Annotated in this window: 14 protein-coding genes; 5 read left to right on the top strand and 9 right to left on the bottom strand. The window is 33.5% G+C overall.

All coding sequences use genetic code 11. The features are described from left to right. Nucleotides 1–4: 4 nt before the first annotated feature. From AC1Q5Z_RS07370 to AC1Q5Z_RS07360, 3 genes are all read left to right on the top strand, one after another. The gene (locus AC1Q5Z_RS07370) at nt 5–766 is read left to right on the top strand and encodes a sensor histidine kinase (RefSeq protein ID WP_198855420.1); all 762 of its coding nucleotides are present in this window, start codon (nt 5–7) and stop codon (nt 764–766) included. Then, nucleotides 729–1,448, top strand: coding sequence for a LytR/AlgR family response regulator transcription factor (locus AC1Q5Z_RS07365; RefSeq protein ID WP_343589254.1), 720 nt, complete (start codon nt 729–731; stop codon nt 1,446–1,448). Before AC1Q5Z_RS07370 ends, AC1Q5Z_RS07365 begins: the two co-directional genes overlap by 38 nt. Nucleotides 1,449–1,565: 117 nt before the next feature. Next, nucleotides 1,566–3,836, top strand: a complete 2,271-nt coding sequence (locus tag AC1Q5Z_RS07360) for a cation:proton antiporter (protein WP_492444175.1) — start codon at nt 1,566–1,568, stop codon at nt 3,834–3,836. A 153-nt stretch (nt 3,837–3,989) separates the two neighbouring features. Here the strand turns inward: AC1Q5Z_RS07360 and AC1Q5Z_RS07355 are convergent, their stop codons facing one another. The 3 genes from AC1Q5Z_RS07355 to pyrH all read right to left on the bottom strand — a co-directional run bounded on the left by AC1Q5Z_RS07355 (nt 3,990) and on the right by pyrH (nt 7,952). Further along, nucleotides 3,990–6,485, bottom strand: coding sequence for a DUF5686 family protein (locus AC1Q5Z_RS07355; protein ID WP_198855423.1), 2,496 nt, complete (start codon nt 6,483–6,485; stop codon nt 3,990–3,992). 120 nt (nt 6,486–6,605) lie between these two features. After that, nucleotides 6,606–7,169 (bottom strand): ribosome recycling factor, encoded by a 564-nt coding sequence (gene frr / locus AC1Q5Z_RS07350; RefSeq protein ID WP_095928306.1) that lies wholly within the window; start codon nt 7,167–7,169, stop codon nt 6,606–6,608. A 75-nt stretch (nt 7,170–7,244) separates the two neighbouring features. Then, nucleotides 7,245–7,952, bottom strand: coding sequence for a UMP kinase (gene pyrH / locus AC1Q5Z_RS07345; RefSeq protein ID WP_144217214.1), 708 nt, complete (start codon nt 7,950–7,952; stop codon nt 7,245–7,247). A gap of 193 nt (nt 7,953–8,145) precedes the next feature. On the opposite strand from pyrH, the gene AC1Q5Z_RS07340 reads away from it, so the two are divergent. After that, nucleotides 8,146–8,763, top strand: coding sequence for a thioredoxin family protein (locus tag AC1Q5Z_RS07340; RefSeq protein WP_343589258.1), 618 nt, complete (start codon nt 8,146–8,148; stop codon nt 8,761–8,763). 338 nt (nt 8,764–9,101) lie between these two features. Here the strand turns inward: AC1Q5Z_RS07340 and truB are convergent, their stop codons facing one another. The 6 genes from truB to AC1Q5Z_RS07310 all read right to left on the bottom strand — a co-directional run bounded on the left by truB (nt 9,102) and on the right by AC1Q5Z_RS07310 (nt 14,564). Then, nucleotides 9,102–9,791: a tRNA pseudouridine(55) synthase TruB gene (gene truB / locus AC1Q5Z_RS07335; protein WP_343589259.1), complete on the bottom strand. Its 690-nt coding sequence runs from the start codon at nt 9,789–9,791 to the stop codon at nt 9,102–9,104. Next, nucleotides 9,791–10,588 (bottom strand): undecaprenyl-diphosphate phosphatase, encoded by a 798-nt coding sequence (locus AC1Q5Z_RS07330; protein WP_198855426.1) that lies wholly within the window; start codon nt 10,586–10,588, stop codon nt 9,791–9,793. Before AC1Q5Z_RS07330 ends, truB begins: the two co-directional genes overlap by 1 nt. 80 nt (nt 10,589–10,668) lie before the next feature. After that, complete coding sequence (locus tag AC1Q5Z_RS07325) at nt 10,669–10,926, bottom strand: DUF3098 domain-containing protein (RefSeq protein ID WP_198855427.1); 258 nt, start codon at nt 10,924–10,926, stop codon at nt 10,669–10,671. Nucleotides 10,927–11,003: 77 nt separating this feature from the next. Beyond that, nucleotides 11,004–11,879: a cell division protein FtsX gene (locus tag AC1Q5Z_RS07320; protein ID WP_198855428.1), complete on the bottom strand. Its 876-nt coding sequence runs from the start codon at nt 11,877–11,879 to the stop codon at nt 11,004–11,006. A gap of 248 nt (nt 11,880–12,127) precedes the next feature. Further along, nucleotides 12,128–14,125: a TonB-dependent receptor plug domain-containing protein gene (locus AC1Q5Z_RS07315; RefSeq protein ID WP_492444170.1), complete on the bottom strand. Its 1,998-nt coding sequence runs from the start codon at nt 14,123–14,125 to the stop codon at nt 12,128–12,130. 91 nt (nt 14,126–14,216) lie between these two features. Continuing rightward, a complete protein-coding gene (locus tag AC1Q5Z_RS07310) occupies nt 14,217–14,564 on the bottom strand; it encodes a winged helix-turn-helix domain-containing protein (protein ID WP_198855430.1) in 348 nt (115 codons plus the stop codon). 273 nt (nt 14,565–14,837) lie between these two features. Here AC1Q5Z_RS07310 and leuS point away from each other — a divergent pair, with 273 nt between their 5' ends. Continuing rightward, entirely contained in the window at nt 14,838–17,702 is a 2,865-nt protein-coding gene (gene leuS, locus AC1Q5Z_RS07305; RefSeq protein ID WP_492444168.1) for a leucine--tRNA ligase, read from the top strand. Nucleotides 17,703–18,191: the final 489 nt, after the last annotated feature.

The following is an 18,191-nucleotide window of genomic DNA, read 5'->3' as shown; positions in this document are numbered from 1 at the left end:
AAACATGCAAAATAATAATACCATAACGTTTATTTTTCTAGCAATTCTTTTGCTTTTAATTGTTATCATTTGTTTTATGATTTATCAATTAATGCAAACCAAAAAAGCAAAAGACGATGCCGAAAAAAGCTTTTATGCTTTAGAATCTAAAGTAAACGATTTGCAATTAGAAAATTTAGAGTCGAAACTAAATCCGCATTTATTTAAGAACATTCTAAACTCTATTCAGTCGCACGCTTATCAGACTTATTTTGCTTTGGATAAATTGGCCAATGTTTTGGATTATATTCTTTACGAAAGCAAAAAAAAGTTTGTAACTGCAAAAGAAGAAATTGATTTTGCATTGAATTTGATCGAAATCAATAAAATCAAAATCAGTCCGCTTTTTGAGCTGAAAGTTAAAACTAATATTAATCAAGAAGACAAATTGTACGATCAGCCTTTACTGGCGCCTTTAATTTCTATTGATTTAATTGAAAATGCTTTCAAACATGCCGATTTACAAAGTGCAGATGCTTTTATTTCGGTAGTTTTTGAGTTTAAAAACAATGCTTTTTTTATGACGGTTTCAAACAAAATCTCAGATAAAAAAGTACTGAAAAAAGAACGCAGCGGTATTGGTCACGCAACACTTGAACACCGTCTTCGCATTATTTATAAGAATAATTTCAAACTCGATAGGTTTATAGAAAACGATGTTTATATTGCCCATCTAAAAATTGATTTGCTTGAATACAAAACTGAAATGCTTGCTTCTGGACGATGAGCTTCCAGGGTTAACTTACTTAAAAATGCTTTGCGAACAGATTCCTGAATTGGAAATCGTAAAAACATGTAATGATCCCGAGAAATTGCTGTCTGATTTTTCGAACCTTGATTTTGATTTGCTGATTTCGGATATTGAAATGCCCGGAATTGACGGATTGCATTTGGCTGAAAAATTGCAGGACAAATTGGTGATTTTCTGCACGGCTTATAAAGAATATGCAGCCGAAGCATTTAATATCGATGCTGTAGATTATATTACAAAACCTGTAAAATTGGAGCGTTTGCAAAAGGCAATTGCAAAAGCGTTGGAGCGTTTTGAAAAATCAAATTCGGATAAAAAATTCATTCAGTTGAATACTGATAAAGGAAAAACGTTGCTCTATTTTAATAAAATCCAATATGTAAAAACTGCCGCGAGCGATAGTAGAGACAAAACGGTTTTGCTTACTGATGGAAGTTTTTTGAATTTGAAAAATGTAAAATTCGATACGCTTTTAAAGGAATTGCCTGATGCTGATTTCTGTCGAATCAATAAAAAAGAAATCGTAGCGGTAAAAGCAATAAAGTTCTTTAATCATAACGAAATTGTACTGCACCATTTAGAAGAAAATAATAAGAACATTACGCTAATCTTAAGCGAAACTTATCGAGCTGACTTTTTAAAGAAAGTAAAACTATAAAACTTATTACAATTTTTTCCCGACTTGTTACATGCGATCGAAATTAACAAGTGAATTGCTTTTTCACTAAATTCACAGTACGGATATTTGCGTTAATTAAATCTAAAGAACGAGTTTATGAATAATATAAAGAACTCTGTATTTTATGTAACAGTTATTGGCGGCTTTACCGCACTAATATATTGGGTAATTTCAAAAGGCGCCTCATTAGAAGTAGGACGTAATATTGTAAAGAAAAGTGTTGAAAGCAATCATTGGAAAGACTTTCTTCATTCGATGATCGAAAACCTGCAGCATCCTTTAGCCATTTTATTGGCACAGATCGTGACGATCATCTTAGTGGCGCGTTTGTTTGGATGGTTTTTTAGAAAAATCGGACAGCCGTCGGTAATTGGCGAAATGATTGCCGGAATTGTTTTAGGACCCTCTTTGGTCGGAATGTATTTTCCAGAGTTTTCAGCAGCCTTATTTCCAAAAGAATCTTTAGGAAATTTACAGTTTTTAAGTCAGATTGGTTTAATTCTGTTTATGTTCGTTATCGGAATGGAATTGGATTTGAAAGTCTTGAAAAACAAAGCGCATGATGCCGTTGTAATCAGCCATGCAAGTATTGTAATTCCATTTGCTTTAGGTCTATCGCTTGCCTTTTTTATTTATGAAACGTATGCTCCATTGGGAGTTGAGTTTTCTTCTTTCGGACTATTTATGGGAATTGCCATGAGTATTACAGCATTTCCGGTTTTGGCTAGAATTGTTCAAGAACGCGGAATGCAGAAAACAAAATTAGGAACTATTGCCATTACCTGTGCCGCTGCAGATGACATTACGGCTTGGTGTATTTTGGCTGTTGTTATTGCCATTGTAAAAGCAGGTTCGCTTTCGAGTTCATTATACGTAATCGGAATGGCAATTTTGTATGTAATTATAATGCTAAAAATCGTTCGTCCGTTCTTAAAAAGGGTAGGAGATTTAAATGCAACTCGAGAAAGTTTAAATAAACCCGTTGTTGCCATTTTCTTTATTACACTTTTAATTTCTGCTTATGCATCTGAGTTAATTGGAATTCATGCTCTGTTTGGAGCTTTTCTTGCTGGAGCAATTATGCCAGAAAACAACAAATTCAGAAACTTATTTATCGAAAAAGTTGAAGACGTTTCAATTATTGTTCTATTGCCACTGTTCTTTGTGTTTACAGGTTTGCGTACACAAATAGGATTGCTGAATGATCCGGAATTATGGAAAATTACAGGTTTAATTATTTTGGTTGCTGTAGTTGGTAAATTCTTCGGAAGTGCTTTGGCTGCCAAATTTATGGGACAAAACTGGAAAGACAGTTTGGCTATTGGTGCCTTGATGAACACAAGAGGTTTAATGGAATTGGTAGTTTTAAATATCGGTTATGATCTGGGAGTATTGTCAGCAGAAATTTTTACTATGATGGTAATTATGGCGTTGGTGACTACTTTTATGACAGGACCAGCGTTAGATTTTATCGAATTTATTTTTAAAGATAAAATAACAGCCGTTCAGCAGGAAATAGGAAGCAAAAGCAAATACAAGATTCTGCTTTCGTTTGCAACTCCAGAAAAAGGAAAGAAACTGCTTAAAATTGCGAATAGTTTGGTGAAAAAACAAGCTGATAATTCGATTGTAACGGCAATGCATTTGTCTTTAAGTACCGAAATACATTCTTTTGATGTGAAAGAGCATGAGAAAAAAATGCTGCTTCCGGTAATTGAAGAATCGCACGCATTAAATCAGGATATGGTGAGTTTGCATAAAGTTTCTAGTGATATTGATTCGGATATTATCGATACAGCAAATCAGGGTGAATATGACTTATTGCTGGTTGGTTTGGGACAATCTATTTTTGATGGAACTTTGCTTGGTAAAATACTTGGGTTTACAACCAGAATTGTAAATCCAGATCGTTTGATTGATAAGTTTACAGGAAAAGAAGGTTTGTTTGAAAATAATCCGTTTGATGAAAGAACGCGCCATATTATCTTAAAATCTAAAATGCCGGTTGGAATTTTTATTGATAAAGATCTAGAGGAAGTTAATCAGGTTTTGATGCCGATTTTTAGTAAAGAAGATGCTTTTTTAATTGAATATGCTAAAAAGCTAATTAATAACAACGGTTCTCAAATTACGGTTTTAGATGCTGGAGGAGAAGTGAATAATACTAGAGAAATTCAGGAAACAATTCGTTCTATCGAGCAGATTGCACCCAATCATATCATGATTATGAATGACAGAACACTAAAGAAAGAATTTTTAGAAAGCCAAGATCTAATGATTATCAGTTTAGATAGTTGGAAAAAATTAATAGAATCTCAAAGTATCTGGCTGAATAACTCACCATCGGTTTTAATTCTTAAACCATAAAGTTTTAAAATTTTAATAAATAAAAATCCCAAATTCCAATTTTACCTATTGGAGTTTGGGATTTTTTATAGGGCGCAAAACTTTGTCAAAGTTTTAAACTTTGACAAAGTTGTATGTCCAAAGATTGTAAGTTAAAATTTCGAATTTTAGAAATTAAAGTCCCAAATCAAGAACATAAGAAATCTTAACCGCAATATTATCTTCAAATTTCATTAACTGATTTGGCCCGTATCTATAAAATCCGCCTAAACCAAAACCCTTAAAAATTCTGTTTAATTCGATTCCCGATTCAAAATAACCTTTATCGAGTGTTTTGTAAGTTGGGCCAACATGTTGTTCCGGTTTTTCCATACTTCCCCAAGCCATTCTAGAAACTATAACAAGAGATGGCCGCACTTTTTTGAAAAGTGTAATTCGGTCAAAACCATGTTTAATTTGAAACATTAGATATTGGCTCGAGAAGAACTCATTAAAATACATGGTTTCAAAAGAGTTTCTTCCTGCAAAAGTGATACGCTGAATAACGGTTTCTTTAGTTAAGTTATTTGGAGCTGTATTGTACAAATGCGTAATTGGAACATCTCCCATTGCATAACCTGCCTGTAAAAGCAAACTTGTTTTTTGACGATTTAAGTACTGTTTTTCGTATTCTGCTTTAAAATCTATTTTGCTAAAAGTAAAATCATTATCAAAAACATTTGGCAAAGATTGTGTGTATTGGAAAGTAAACCTAGGAAATTTTTTATCGCTTTCAGTTCTTCCTGTCGGAGTTTGCATGTAATTGCTAAAAGGCGCCCACAGAATAGAAAGCATTGCTGTGGTCATAACATAATTGGAATATAATTTTCCGTTAAGATTAAAAAGATAATCGAATTTTGGCTCGATATAATTTCGCGAAAGCTCCAAAATAGCCTCCGTTTTCGGAATAAATTTGGTTTGAACATTTCCTCTCCATCCCGTATATTCATAAAATGTGCTAATATTGATCGGACGAGGATCGTAAATTTTAAAAACACGTCTATCAACTGAAAAGACAGTACTTGCAATTTCTCGAACATCGTCGGCATAATAGCCATTAAACCAAGTATTGGTATGTTTGTCTAATAAAACACCACCTCCAACGCTGTATTTAAAGACACCATCTTTTGTTCCGTAAGCGGTATAGCCTTCAAGGCGGAAATTTTTAGATAAACGGTCATTTGTAATACCGCCTATGCCAAGACGAAAACCTTCGTAATTGTTATAGCTTATGATTTTTTTCAAATCCAAATCGACAGGACCAATCGGGTAGAAGCCATTAATTATTTTTCGGCCAATTCCCAAACGTTTTTCGATTCGATTTCGAATAGAAAGACTATCTAATAGCAGATATGTTTTCTGGCTCTTTAAATCAAGATTTTCTTTTCTATAGGCTTCCCAGAAACTTTCTGGTTTTTTTGCCGCATCGTCTTTAATTTCGATATAAAGAGATGGGTTTTTTATCGGGTTATTGGTGTTAACACGAATATCAAAACTATTACTTTCAGAAAGCAGATAAGTAAAATCTGAAGCTACTTTTTTTCGCGATTCAAAATTCTCTTCAACGTCTCCATCAAATTGAATGGTTCCTCCAAGAATTCTTATATCATCATCATTTTTTCCTTTTACGATTTTGAAAGTGGTATTGCTCTGAAACCATATTTTTTCTTTCGGAATATATTCAAATTCATGTATCCCACTGATATCCAAAACACCTTTAATTCGCATTACAGCTTTCGCGACAGCAAAATTTTCTTTATCGATATATAAGACTCCTTCTAATCCAGAAGCTCTGTGTCTTGACTTATTTTTGAAATAAATCATATACGTGTCACGGCCTTTAATGCTAACAGTGTCTAACAGTTTGTAATTGTAATTTGAAGGTGCATTTTTCGAAATAGGATTTTCATACTTAGTTTCGAACAATTCGTATTTAGAATCGTAAATCGAAATAGATTGAAGGTTGAAAGCTAAAACTTCATAAATAGGCTGTTTGAAACCAGCAATTTTGGTTCCTAAAACGGTTTCTTTTAACTTGTTGTTTCCAAATTGATATTGAGAAACTTTCTCTGTTTGAAATAAATGCTGCTTACTGACAATTTCTTTAAACTTATAATCAGACGAATCGATGTTGATGATTTTTTTATTTAAATCTTTATACGCCGCCGAAGTATCGATACGTCCGTCAATCGAATCGGGATTTGCGGTTACAATAAGTTTGTTGTAGGTTTTGTATTCAAAATTATCAAGCTTTTTCTGCGGATCATTGATCGACTTATTAGCAATAACTTTTTTTATTATAGTTAATGCAGGGTTTTCATTAGAAACCACAACTTCTTTTAAGTCATCTGTCTGCTGTAAAAGTGCTACCGAATAAAAAGTTTTAGTATTGATTAAAGCAATAGTTTTAGTCTGAAAACCTATATAAGAAACAGTAAGTGACGTGGCAGAACTGCTAATTTTAAAAATAAATTTACCATCAACATCTGTAATTGTGTTATTGTTTTCTGAAGTGGTAATGGTGGCAAACGGAAGAGGTTTGTTGTTTGAATCGGTTACGATTCCGTTTATTTGAATTTGCGCTTGAAGGGTAAGCGTAAAAAACAAAGTCAAAAAACAAAATAGCTTCATACAGAATGATATAGTTTCAAAAACGAAAAGAAATTAATTTTCGTATGCAAAAATAGCAATAAAAAAATCCGTCTGGTACAATAAACCAAACGGATTTTTTATTTTTATCTCAATCTCAGATTACACTTTCATGATTTCAGCTTCTTTTGCAGCCAATAACTCATCAATTTTTTTAATGTAAGAGTTTGTTAAGTTCTGAACTTCTTCTTCTGCAGATTTACAGATGTCTTCTGAAGTTCCTTCTTTTTCTAATTTTTTGATGTCAGTATTAGCATCTTTACGAGAATTACGAATACCGATTTTAGCATCTTCGGCTTCAGATTTTGCTTGTTTTGCCAAATCACGACGACGCTCTTCTGTTAATGGCGGTACACTAATAATTATCATGTCGCCATTATTCATTGGGTTAAAACCAATGTTAGCAATCAAGATTGCTTTTTCAATTGCTTGCAGCATATTTTTTTCAAATGGCTGCAATGTAATTGTTCTAGCATCTGGAACACTAATTTTAGATACCTGAGAAAGCGGTGTTGCAGATCCGTAATAATCTACAAAAACACCTCCAAGCATAGCTGGAGAAGCTTTCCCTGCACGAATATTAAGAAATTCTTTCTCTAAGTGTGCAATAGTACCATTCATAGATTCCTCAGTACTTTCTAAAATAAAGTCTATTTCTTCAGTCATTTTTTCTTTAGTTTTCAGTTTTCATTCTCAGTTTTCAGTTAAAGTCTTGTGTGACTGTAAAGCTGTTACTGATGACTATATGTTTACTACAGTTCCAATGTTTTCGCCAGCGCAAATTTTCAATAAGTTTCCTATTTTGTTCATATCAAAAACAACGATTGGCAGTTTGTTTTCTTGGCTTAAAGTAAAGGCAGTTGTATCCATTACATTTAATCCTTTTTTGATTACATCATCAAATGAGATGAAATCAAATTTTACAGCCGAAGCATTTTTTTCTGGATCAGAATCGTAAACACCATCAACACGAGTTCCTTTAAGGATAACATCAGCGTTAATTTCGATACCTCTCAAAACAGCAGCAGTATCAGTTGTAAAGTAAGGATTTCCAGTTCCGGCACCAAAAATTACAATTCTGCCTTTTTCAAGATGGCGGTCAGCTCTTCTTTTAATGTATGGTTCTGCAATAGATTCCATTTTCAAAGCTGTCTGCAGACGTGTTTTCATTCCTTTATCTTCAAGAGCGCCTTGCAAAGCCATTCCGTTAATAACAGTTGCAAGCATTCCCATGTAATCTCCTTGCACTCTGTCCATTCCTGAGCTTGCTCCGGCAACGCCTCTAAAAATATTTCCTCCTCCAATAACAATAGCAATTTCTACTCCTTTGTCGTGAATCTGCTTGATTTCATCTGCATATTCGCCTAATCTTTTCGGGTCAATACCGTATTGTAAATCACCCATTAAGGCCTCGCCGCTAAGTTTAAGAAGAATTCTTTTATATTTCATGTGTGTGTTGCGTTAATTTGTGCAAATATAGACATATTCTGATTTTTAAAAATAATGTTTGCAAAAAATTAATTCTTGGTGCAATTTTAGGTTTAAAGCGACTTTGCAGTTATTTAATTTAAATGTGACAAATGTCATTTTCTCCGTCTTCCTAAATTTTGTATTTTTATTGTATCCTAAAAAAAATAAAAAAATGAAAAGCATCGTAGCCAAAGCATTATTCAATAGTCATTCTTATGCTGAATACAGAAAAATAGTAACTGATTTGTTGAAGGAGGGAAAATCAACGGGCAATGAACAATCTGAAAGTCTTATCAATTATTCCAAATTGAATGAAGCTAGAATGAATAGGCTAGAAAAAACGATCTCTATTTCAGATGCTGTCGCAGAGAAACTTCAAAACTTAGATAATCACTATATCTGGCTTGTGCTTTCTGAAGGCTGGTGCGGAGATGCAGCGCAAATTCTTCCCATCTTGAATAAAATGGCTCTTGCTTCTCATAAAAAAATCGATTTGAGAATTGCGTTTCGAGATGAAAATGATGATTTAATGAATCATTATTTGACCAATGGCGGAAGAGCGATTCCAAAAGTAATTGTTATTTGTAAAGAAGCTGGAATTGTACGCGCCGATTGGGGACCAAGACCAAAAGGAGCTGCCGAATTAATGGCGAAACACAAAAGAGAGGTTGGCGCTATCGACGAAAAAATAAAAACCGACTTACAGTTATGGTATTTGACAGATAAAGGAATTTCGGTTCAGGAAGAATTGGTCGAAATTATGGAAAACATTAAATATAATAGACTTTAGCAAGATAATGTGTTGATAAGCAGATGTTTTGGTTGATAAAATTATCTTAAAGTCTTTTTATCTTAAATAGAATTTCGTAACTTAGTGAAGCTAACCCACTTCTATTATAACTTTCAGATTTACTCTTTTTACTGGTGTTTATTTAATGTTCAACAATTAAAAGTACACTATTATGAAAAAGTTATTCGAAAGGTTTTATGATTTCTTTTCTAAATTTTTGTTCGGAGGGAAAAATGTGCCTCACTATTAAATCGAGATGAGTATGAGATAAAATTACTTTTCTTAAGAGCTTGGCACATTACTTTTTCAAACAATAGTAATGTGCTTTTTATTTTTAGCTATTTAAAGCTCTCTTCAAATAAGGTAATATCAATAGCATATTTCACATCGTAATCACCAATTTTTGTTCGGCGTAAAACGGTTAAATGCGAACCAGAATTCATTGCTTTCCCAAAATCGTAAGCAAGTGAACGAATGTAAGTTCCTTTAGAGCAAACTACTCTAAAATCTATTTCTGGCAATGCAATTCTTGTAATTTCAAATTCGTGAATCGTAGTTTTTCTGCTTTCAATTTCAATAGATTCTCCAGCGCGAGCATGTTCGTATAAACGAACACCGTCTTTTTTAATAGCAGAAAAAATAGGCGGTTTCTGGTCGATTTCTCCTAAAAATTGTTTTACCGTTTCATGAATTAAAGATTCATCAATATGATCGGTTGGGAAAGTTTGATCGATTTCAGTTTCTAAATCGTACGATGGAGTAGTGGCTCCAATATAAAAAGTTCCCGTATATTCTTTTGCCTGACCTTGAAGTTCTGAAATTCTTTTAGTGAATTTTCCTGTACAGATCAATAAAAGTCCTGTTGCTAATGGATCTAAAGTTCCTGCGTGGCCAATTTTGAACTTTTTAGGAAGTCCAACTTTATTAATTAAAAGGTATTTTAATTTATTGACAGCTTGAAATGAACTCCATTTTAAAGGTTTGTCAATCAATAAAACCTGACCTTCTAAATATTCTTCGGGTGTCATTATATAATAGTAAGCGGATGAATGAAAAAGTGAATCAATAATAAAATGATTCCGGCAATAATTCGGTAATAACCAAAAACTTTAAATCCGTTTTTAGTCAAAAATCCGATGAAAGTTTTTATTGCTAAAAGTGCCACAACAAAAGCAACAATGTTTCCAATAACCAACATGTTTACTTGATCATGAGATAATTCAAAACCAGCTTTGTAATAATCGTAGCATTTTTTTGCAGTTGCACCCAACATAGTCGGAACGGCTAAGAAAAATGAAAATTCTGCAGCTGTAGTTCTTGATAATTTTTGGGACATTCCCCCAACGATACTTGCTCCACTTCGAGAAACTCCAGGAATCATAGCAATACATTGAAACAATCCAATCTTAAAAGCTTGCAAATAACTGATTTCTTGTGAAGTTTCAGCTGTATTTGGATTATTAAACCATTCGTCTACTTTCAATAAAATAATTCCACCAATTAAAAGAGAAACCGCAACAGTTACAGGGTTTTCTAATAAGCCATCAATAAAATCGCTTAATAATAATCCTAAAACAACGGCAGGAATAAAAGCAACTAAAAGTTTGAAATAGAAGTCAAAAGTTTGAAAGAAACGTTTGAAGTATAAAATAACAACCGAAAGTATTGCACCAAGCTGAATTACAATGGTAAAAAGTTTAGTGAAATCGTCGTGTGCGATTCCGAAAAACGAAGAGGCAATAATCATATGACCCGTTGAAGAAACAGGCAAAAATTCTGTAATTCCTTCAATAATGGCAAGAACAATAGCTTGTAATGTGTTCATTTAGAATTTTAGATTTCAGATTTTAGATTTCAGATTGATTACTTCGCTTTGCTCAGTGTCTAAAATCTATAAACCTTGTATTATTTTGATTTTTTGAATATAGAATAAATCGTGATTCCAAAACCGATTAAAACAGTTGTTGGCGCTAAACGAATACGTCTAAAGTTGAAAATGTCTTCGTTAAAAACATTTGGATCTTTACTTCCTCCACCAGACATTAAAATAAATCCTAGCGCAATTACAACAATACCAATCAATAAAATTTTATAATTGATGCTGTCAAAAAGGAATTCCTGTTTTTGAACTTGTTGTTCTTCTTTATTATTGTTGTTTTTCATCTTTATATGTTTGTCAGCCTGAGCTAAGTCGAAGGCATTTTTTTTAAAATCTGTAATCTGCAATCTAAAATCAAAAATTAGTAAAGATCGTCGGTTCTTAAATTTAAGAAACGTTGTGTTGCAAAATGCGTGCTTACCCAAGTAATTAAAACTCCTAATCCAAAAACGGCAACTAAAACTAAACCAGTTAAAGCTTTGTCTTCTAGAATTCCTAAACCAGGGAAATTAGTGTCTACATAAAGCAAAAGTGCGATTAAAGCAATAATAGCCAAACCTGCGCCTAGCATTCCAAGTTTTACGCTTCGCATTACAAACGGTTTACGAATAAACGCTTTTGTAGCACCAACCATTTGCATGGTTTTGATAATGAAACGATTTGAATGAATGGATAAACGAAGCGAACTATTGATTAATAAAACAGCAATTACAGTCAAGAAACCACTAATAATCAAAATCCACATACTTACTTTTCTGATGTTGTCATTTACAAGATTTACCAATTGTTTGTCGTAAACGATATCTGAAATCATAGCATTTTTGCGGAAACGGCTTTCGATTTTTACGATACTGTCTCTCTCTACATAATCTGCTTTTAAGTGAATGTCATATGAATTCAATAAAGGATTTTCTCCCAAAAAGGTTAAGAAATCTTCTCCGATAATATCTGTATGTTCTTTTGCAGCTCTCTCTTTGGTTACATAAACAAAAGATCTGGCAAAAGGAGCTCTTTTAAGTTCGGTGTTAAATGCTTTGATAACACTGTCGTTTGCTTCATTTTTAAAAAAAACGGTCATCGCAATTTTTTCTTTAAAATCGTCAGCCAACTGTTTAGAATTGATAATGAATAATCCTAGTACTCCCAAAAGGAATAAAACCAAGAATACACTTAATACTACCGAAAAATAAGAGGAAATTAACCTGCGTTTTTGAAATTTATCAAAGTTAGAACTCATAGTCTGCTTAAATTATGTGGTAAAAATAATAAAGAATTTCTTTATTTAAAGTTAATAACGAACTTTTATCCCATAAATGTACGATTCGTTCCGGAATAAAAAGTTGAATTAACCGCAAAGTACGTAAAGATTTCTTTATGCTCGAATGTTAATAACGCAAAGTTCGCAGAGCTTTTAACGATAGAAGCTTTGCGAACTTTAGCAAATATTGGAAGAAAGAAAACCTAGTTTCTTAACACCTTTGAAAATTAATTGAAAAAACGAAGTGTCACAAAAAAGTTACGGCCTTCTTCTGGATATCCTTCAACAAGACTGTAATTTCGATCGAAAATATTATTCAAACCAGCATCAAGACTGAAGTTTTTAGATATTTTGCCAGAAACATATAAATTCAGAAGCGTATAATCTGGAACTCTTGCGCCATAACTTGTGCTGAAACGAGGCGAATTAAATTCGGTATTGGCAATTAATCGAAGAATTTTGATTGGACTATATTCTAAAGTTCCCATTACTTTTGTGTTTGGAACATCTGTAAAATGAATATTTGGATTGGTGATGTTTTTTCTTTCGATGTAAGTATAATTCAAATTTAATGAGAGGTTTTCTAAAATTGCATAATTCAGTTGCGCTTCTATCCCTTTATAATCAGCTTCACCAAAATTCTGCATTTGCGATTTTCCTGGTTCAACATTGCTTACGTTTAAGATTGCATCTGAAAGTGAACTGTAGAAAAGCGCTGTTTGAAAAGTGATTTTCTCGAAAAGATTTGCGGTATAATTCAATTCATAATTAATTGCTTTTTCGGGTTTTAAATCTGGATTCGGAATTGCTGTTCCCATTCTATACGAATATCGGTCTTTTATTGTTGCAAATCGGGTTTTCTGAGAAATGGTTGCACCCAGTTTTTGCTGATTATTTAGCTGATAGAAAAGTCCAACTTGCGCATTAAAAGCATCACTTGCTCCAGCATCTGGAAAATCTGAAATTGTTTTTGCTGTGCTGTTGTAATCCTCGGCTTCCAAGTTTTTTCGAATGTTGTAACTAACGCCAGGAATTACAGTAAATTTTGAATTGACTTTGTAAAGATCTTCAATTCCAATTAAAACCGTATTGTCTATAAAATGGCGAACTGGTTCACCAAGATTGTTCTCGCGATGCACATCTTCTTTAAATTGAAAGGCAAATTTTAAATCGTTTTTTGGAATTATTTTAGTGTTGTATTCCAGATTTCCTCCAAAGGTATAATCGTTGTAAATGCTTTCAAAAGCATACGGTTTTGTTTGTGTCGAATAAGAAGAATCGTCGTAACTATCGAGTGTGTTTTTAAATCGGTCAAAATACAATCTGGTTTTGAAACTGTTTTTATCATCAAAAGCAGAATTAGAAATAAAATAAAAACTTTCTTTATCCCAGTTTGGCCATTGCCAATAGCGAGGTTTTAGCAAAAGTGAATTTTGTGTGTCGTATCCCGTATAAACAGGATTTCCTTTTTCGCCCTGCTGATTGATGTAGCCAATTGCATATTCGCTTTTTTCAGTTGGAGTCCATCCAACTTTAAAACTGATTTTTTGGTCTGTTCGATACGAATTGTCTCTTTGTCCGCCATTCTCATTTGCTGTCGGAACAAAATTAGAAGACATTCTAAAAGAATCACGGTCTAAATAAGAAAACCCGCCTTGAAAATAGAATTTACCTATTTTCGAACCGATATTTACATTTCCTCGATATCCGTTTTCATTAATCATTCCTAAAGTGGCATCATATTCTAATTTTTTAGAAGGTTTTCTAGAAACAAGATTGATCGCGCCTCCAAGCGAATTTGGTCCGTAAAGTACAGATGAAAATCCTTTAGAAACATCTACTGCAGCTAAATCAAAAGTGGTAAATCTGGCCAAATCTACATAACCGTCATACGGAACATAAACGGGAATTCCGTCCATATAAACCGGAACCTGTCTTAAGTCGAAACCGCGAACAGAAACCATCGATTCATTTCTTGGGCCAGAAGCAGTTAAGCTTATTCCTGGTAATAGGTTCAAAGCTTTCGAAACCTCCATTTTATTTTGTGATTCCATTGTTTTTGAAGTCACTCGGTTTAAAGTGTCTTTGTTTTGTTGATTGGTAATAATGACTTCTCCAAGATTAAAGACATTTGAAATCTTGAGGGAATCTGTGGCTTTCGAATTGTTTTGTTGTGCAAATCCGATGAGTGGAAAAAGCAGAAAGGATAATAATTTTGGTTTCATATAAAAATAGTTTTTCAGTATGTTTTAAAATGAATACTGCTTGTTGAAAAAAAGGGTTTGGTTAATCGTTTTTTTTAGAATAGGATTGATTTTAAAATTTTAAATTTTGAGTTTCTTTTTTGGCAAATTCTTTAATACGGTTTTCAACGTCATAAAAAACTTCGATGGCTCTTTCTCCTGCTTCAGTTAATTTTGCACCGCCGCCTCCTTTTCCGCCAAGAAGTTTTTCTACCAATGGAGATTCTGCCCGCTGATTCATTTCTTCAACCAATTGCCAAGCTTGCCTATATGCCATTTTCATTTCTTTCGCGGCATTTGTAATTGATCCTGTTTTTCGGATATTTTCTAAAAGCCAGATTTTACCAATTCCTAAAAACGCACCTTCAGTTTCTTCGATCCAAACACGAACTTCAACAGAATATTTTTTATCCTTATTCATTTTTATTCCCTTAATGACTTTTGTAAAAATAATGATTAGTTAATAAAAATATTCTTTCCTTCTTTTAAGAAATTGATTTGTAAAATAAATGATATACGTATTTTTGATGTAAATATAAGTATTTTTACGTAATTAAAAATAAGTATTTTGTTATTTTATTTGTTTGTCAGTGAAATAGCTTTGCTACAATCCGCAATAAATGTAAATTTGCGGCTTAATTAATTTAGTGAAAAGCTTAGAACCTTAGTAACTTAGAATCTTAGTCGCTTAGAAATGAAGTACAATCCAAACGAAATTGAAGCCAAATGGCAAAAATATTGGGCAGAAAATCAAACTTTTGCAGCAAAAAATAACTCCGAAAAACCGAAACATTATGTTCTGGACATGTTTCCTTATCCATCTGGAGCAGGATTACACGTAGGACATCCGCTGGGTTATATTGCTTCAGATGTGTATTCTCGTTTCAAAAGACATCAAGGTTTCAATGTTTTGCATCCAATGGGATACGATAGTTTCGGATTACCAGCAGAACAATATGCAATTCAAACAGGTCAGCGTCCAGAAGATACAACTCGTGTAAATATTGATGGAGGTGTTGATAAAGAAGGAAAACAAATCGCTGGTTATAGAAAACAATTAGATAAGATTGGGTTTTCTTTTGACTGGGGACGTGAAGTGCGTACATCAAACCCAGATTATTACAAACATACACAATGGATTTTTATCCAATTGTTCAACTCTTGGTATTGCAAAAAACAAGGTCAAGCTTTTGATATTTCTGAGTTGGTAACTGTTTTTGAAGAAAGTGGAAATGCATTAGTCGAAGCAGTTTGCGATGACAATGTTGCGATTTTTACTGCTGACGAATGGAATTTTTATTCTGAAGATCAAAAAGAAAAAATTCTTTTACAGTATAGATTAACATATTTGGCAGAAACTGAAGTAAACTGGTGTCCAGGCTTAGGAACTGTTTTGGCAAATGATGAAATTGTAAACGGAGTTTCAGAACGTGGAGGCTTTCCTGTTATAAGAAAAAAAATGACACAATGGAGTATGCGAATTTCTGCTTATGCCGAACGCTTGCTTGAAGGTCTAAATAATATTGACTGGAGTGAGTCAATCAAAGAATCTCAAAGAAACTGGATCGGGAAATCGGTTGGTGCTTTGGTGACTTTTAATGTAAAAAATCATGATGAAGTAATCGAGGTTTTTACTACTCGTCCTGATACTATTTTTGGGGTTACTTTTATGACTTTGGCGCCAGAACATGATTTGGTTGCTAAAATTACAACTCCAGAACAAAAAGAAGCTGTTGAAGCGTATATCGAAAAAACAGCAAAACGTTCAGAGCGTGAACGTATGGCCGATGTAAAAACTATTTCTGGTGCGTTTACTGGAGCTTATGCAGAACACCCATTTACAAAAGAACCAATTCCGGTTTGGATTGGTGATTATGTTTTGGCAGGTTACGGAACTGGTGCTGTAATGGCGGTTCCTTGTGGAGACGAAAGAGATTATGCTTTTGCTAATTTCTTTAAAGGTCAGAATGGAATGCAGGAAATTAAAAACATTTTCGCAAATGTTGATATTTCTGAAGCTGCTTATGGATCTAAAGACAATGTTGAAATCGCAAATTCTGATTTCTTAAATGGATTGAATTATAAAGAAGGAACTAAAAAAGCGATTGCTAAATTAGAAGAAATTGGTCAAGGAAAAGGTAAAACCAATTACCGTTTGCGTGATGCTGTTTTCTCTCGTCAGCGTTATTGGGGTGAACCGTTCCCAGTTTATTATGTGAATGGATTACCAAAAATGATCGATACACAGCATTTGCCAATTATTTTGCCAGAAGTAGAGAAATATTTGCCAACTGAAGATGGTTTGCCGCCATTAGGAAACGCTGCAGTTTGGGCTTGGGATACAAAACAAAATAAAGTTGTCAATACAGATTTAGTTGACAATGTTTCGATTTTTCCTTTAGAATTAAATACAATGCCGGGTTGGGCAGGAAGTTCATGGTATTGGATGCGTTATATGGATGCACACAATGAAAATGAATTTGCAAGCAAAGAAGCTTTGGCTTACTGGGAAAATGTAGATTTATACATTGGTGGAAGCGAACACGCAACTGGTCACTTATTGTATTCTCGTTTTTGGAATAAATTCTTAAAAGATAAAGGTTTGGCACCAACCGAAGAACCATTCAAAAAACTGATCAATCAGGGAATGATTTTAGGAACAACGGCTTATGTTTACAGATTGGAAGGAACGAATACTTTTGTATCTAAAAATAAAATTGAAGGTCAAAATGTACAGCCAATTCGCGTTGATGTTCATTTCGTGAATTCTTCTGACGAATTGAATATTGAAAAGTTCAAAGCTTGGAGAGAAGATTTCAATACAGCAGAATTTATTTTAGATGAAAACGGAAAATACATTGTAGGCCGTGAAGTCGAAAAAATGTCGAAATCATATTATAATGTGGTTACGCCAGATGATATTTGTGCTGAATATGGTGCCGATACATTGCGTTTGTACGAAATGTTCTTAGGTCCTTTAGAGCAAGCAAAACCTTGGAATACTGCTGGAATTTCTGGAGTATTTGGTTTCTTGAAAAAATTATGGAGATTGTATTTTGATGATAATGGTTTAATCGTAAACAACGACGAACCAACAAAAGACAACTTAAAATCGTTGCATAAAACGATTAAAAAGGTTGCAGAAGATATTGAGAATTTCTCTTTCAATACTTCGGTTTCTCAGTTTATGATTTGTGTAAATGAATTGTCTTCTCAAAACTGTCATTCAAGAGCGATTTTAGAACCGTTGGCAATTTTGGTTTCGCCTTATGCACCGCATATCGCAGAAGAATTATGGTCTCAGTTAGGACATACAACTTCAATTTCAGAAGTTGCTTTTCCAGTTTTTGAAGAAAAACATTTAGTTGAAACTAATAAAGAATACCCAGTTTCTTTCAATGGAAAAATGCGTTTCACAATCGAATTGCCTTTAGATTTAACTAAAGAACAAATCGAAGAAATCGTGATGAAAGACGAAAGAACACAAAAACACTTAGATGGAAGAACGCCAAATAAAGTGATTATTGTTCCTGGAAAAATCATCAATTTGGTAGGATAACCAAATTAATTTTCAATATAAAAATTCCAAATTCCAATTTTACGATTGGGGTTTGGGATTTTTTTTTGTGTTTAGTTTTTTGCCACGAATTGCACTAATTTTCTCGAATTTTTATTTTTAAAAACGCTTAGTTTGTCATCCTGAGGAACGAAGGATCACACGCGAAACTCGACAAAGATTGGCGATTCAGTTTGCGGAGCTTCTCGCGTGGTCTTCGACTTCGCTCAGACTGACAATGCGTACAGTTTGTCATTTCGCTATCGCTCTAGTTTCCTTCATCGAAAAGATAAACTATGTATTTTTCGAAATAAAAATTCGTGTAAATTCGTGTAATTCGTGGCGGAAAAGTTTGCGACTTCGCGTCTTTGAGAGCAAAAAAACTCGCGTTCTTTGCGTAAACCTTTGCTTTCTTTGCGGTTAAAAACCCTCACCAACATTGGAATTTGGATTTTTTTCATTGAAATTTTCATTTCCGTTGTAACATTTTAA

Source organism: Flavobacterium sp. GW823-FHT06G12, from assembly GCF_058794775.1.
The sequence above is the reverse complement of the archived record's forward strand: the minus strand, read 5'-3'. Positions and strand labels throughout refer to the sequence as shown.

Bases quoted from the DNA above. Each gene is read 5' to 3' on its own strand.
- AC1Q5Z_RS07355 (WP_198855423.1), bottom strand. From the start codon at position 6,485: ATGAAGCTATTTTGTTTTTTGACTTTGTTTTTTACGCTTACCCTTCAA.
- frr (WP_095928306.1), bottom strand. From the start codon at position 7,169: ATGACTGAAGAAATAGACTTTATTTTAGAAAGTACTGAGGAATCTATG.
- AC1Q5Z_RS07320 (WP_198855428.1), bottom strand. From the start codon at position 11,879: ATGAGTTCTAACTTTGATAAATTTCAAAAACGCAGGTTAATTTCCTCT.
- AC1Q5Z_RS07330 (WP_198855426.1), bottom strand. From the start codon at position 10,588: ATGAACACATTACAAGCTATTGTTCTTGCCATTATTGAAGGAATTACA.
- leuS (WP_492444168.1), top strand. From the start codon at position 14,838: ATGAAGTACAATCCAAACGAAATTGAAGCCAAATGGCAAAAATATTGG.
- AC1Q5Z_RS07360 (WP_492444175.1), top strand. From the start codon at position 1,566: ATGAATAATATAAAGAACTCTGTATTTTATGTAACAGTTATTGGCGGC.
- truB (WP_343589259.1), bottom strand. From the start codon at position 9,791: ATGACACCCGAAGAATATTTAGAAGGTCAGGTTTTATTGATTGACAAA.
- AC1Q5Z_RS07315 (WP_492444170.1), bottom strand. From the start codon at position 14,125: ATGAAACCAAAATTATTATCCTTTCTGCTTTTTCCACTCATCGGATTT.
- pyrH (WP_144217214.1), bottom strand. From the start codon at position 7,952: ATGAAATATAAAAGAATTCTTCTTAAACTTAGCGGCGAGGCCTTAATG.
- AC1Q5Z_RS07325 (WP_198855427.1), bottom strand. From the start codon at position 10,926: ATGAAAAACAACAATAATAAAGAAGAACAACAAGTTCAAAAACAGGAA.
- AC1Q5Z_RS07370 (WP_198855420.1), top strand. From the start codon at position 5: ATGCAAAATAATAATACCATAACGTTTATTTTTCTAGCAATTCTTTTG.
- AC1Q5Z_RS07340 (WP_343589258.1), top strand. From the start codon at position 8,146: ATGAAAAGCATCGTAGCCAAAGCATTATTCAATAGTCATTCTTATGCT.
- AC1Q5Z_RS07310 (WP_198855430.1), bottom strand. From the start codon at position 14,564: ATGAATAAGGATAAAAAATATTCTGTTGAAGTTCGTGTTTGGATCGAA.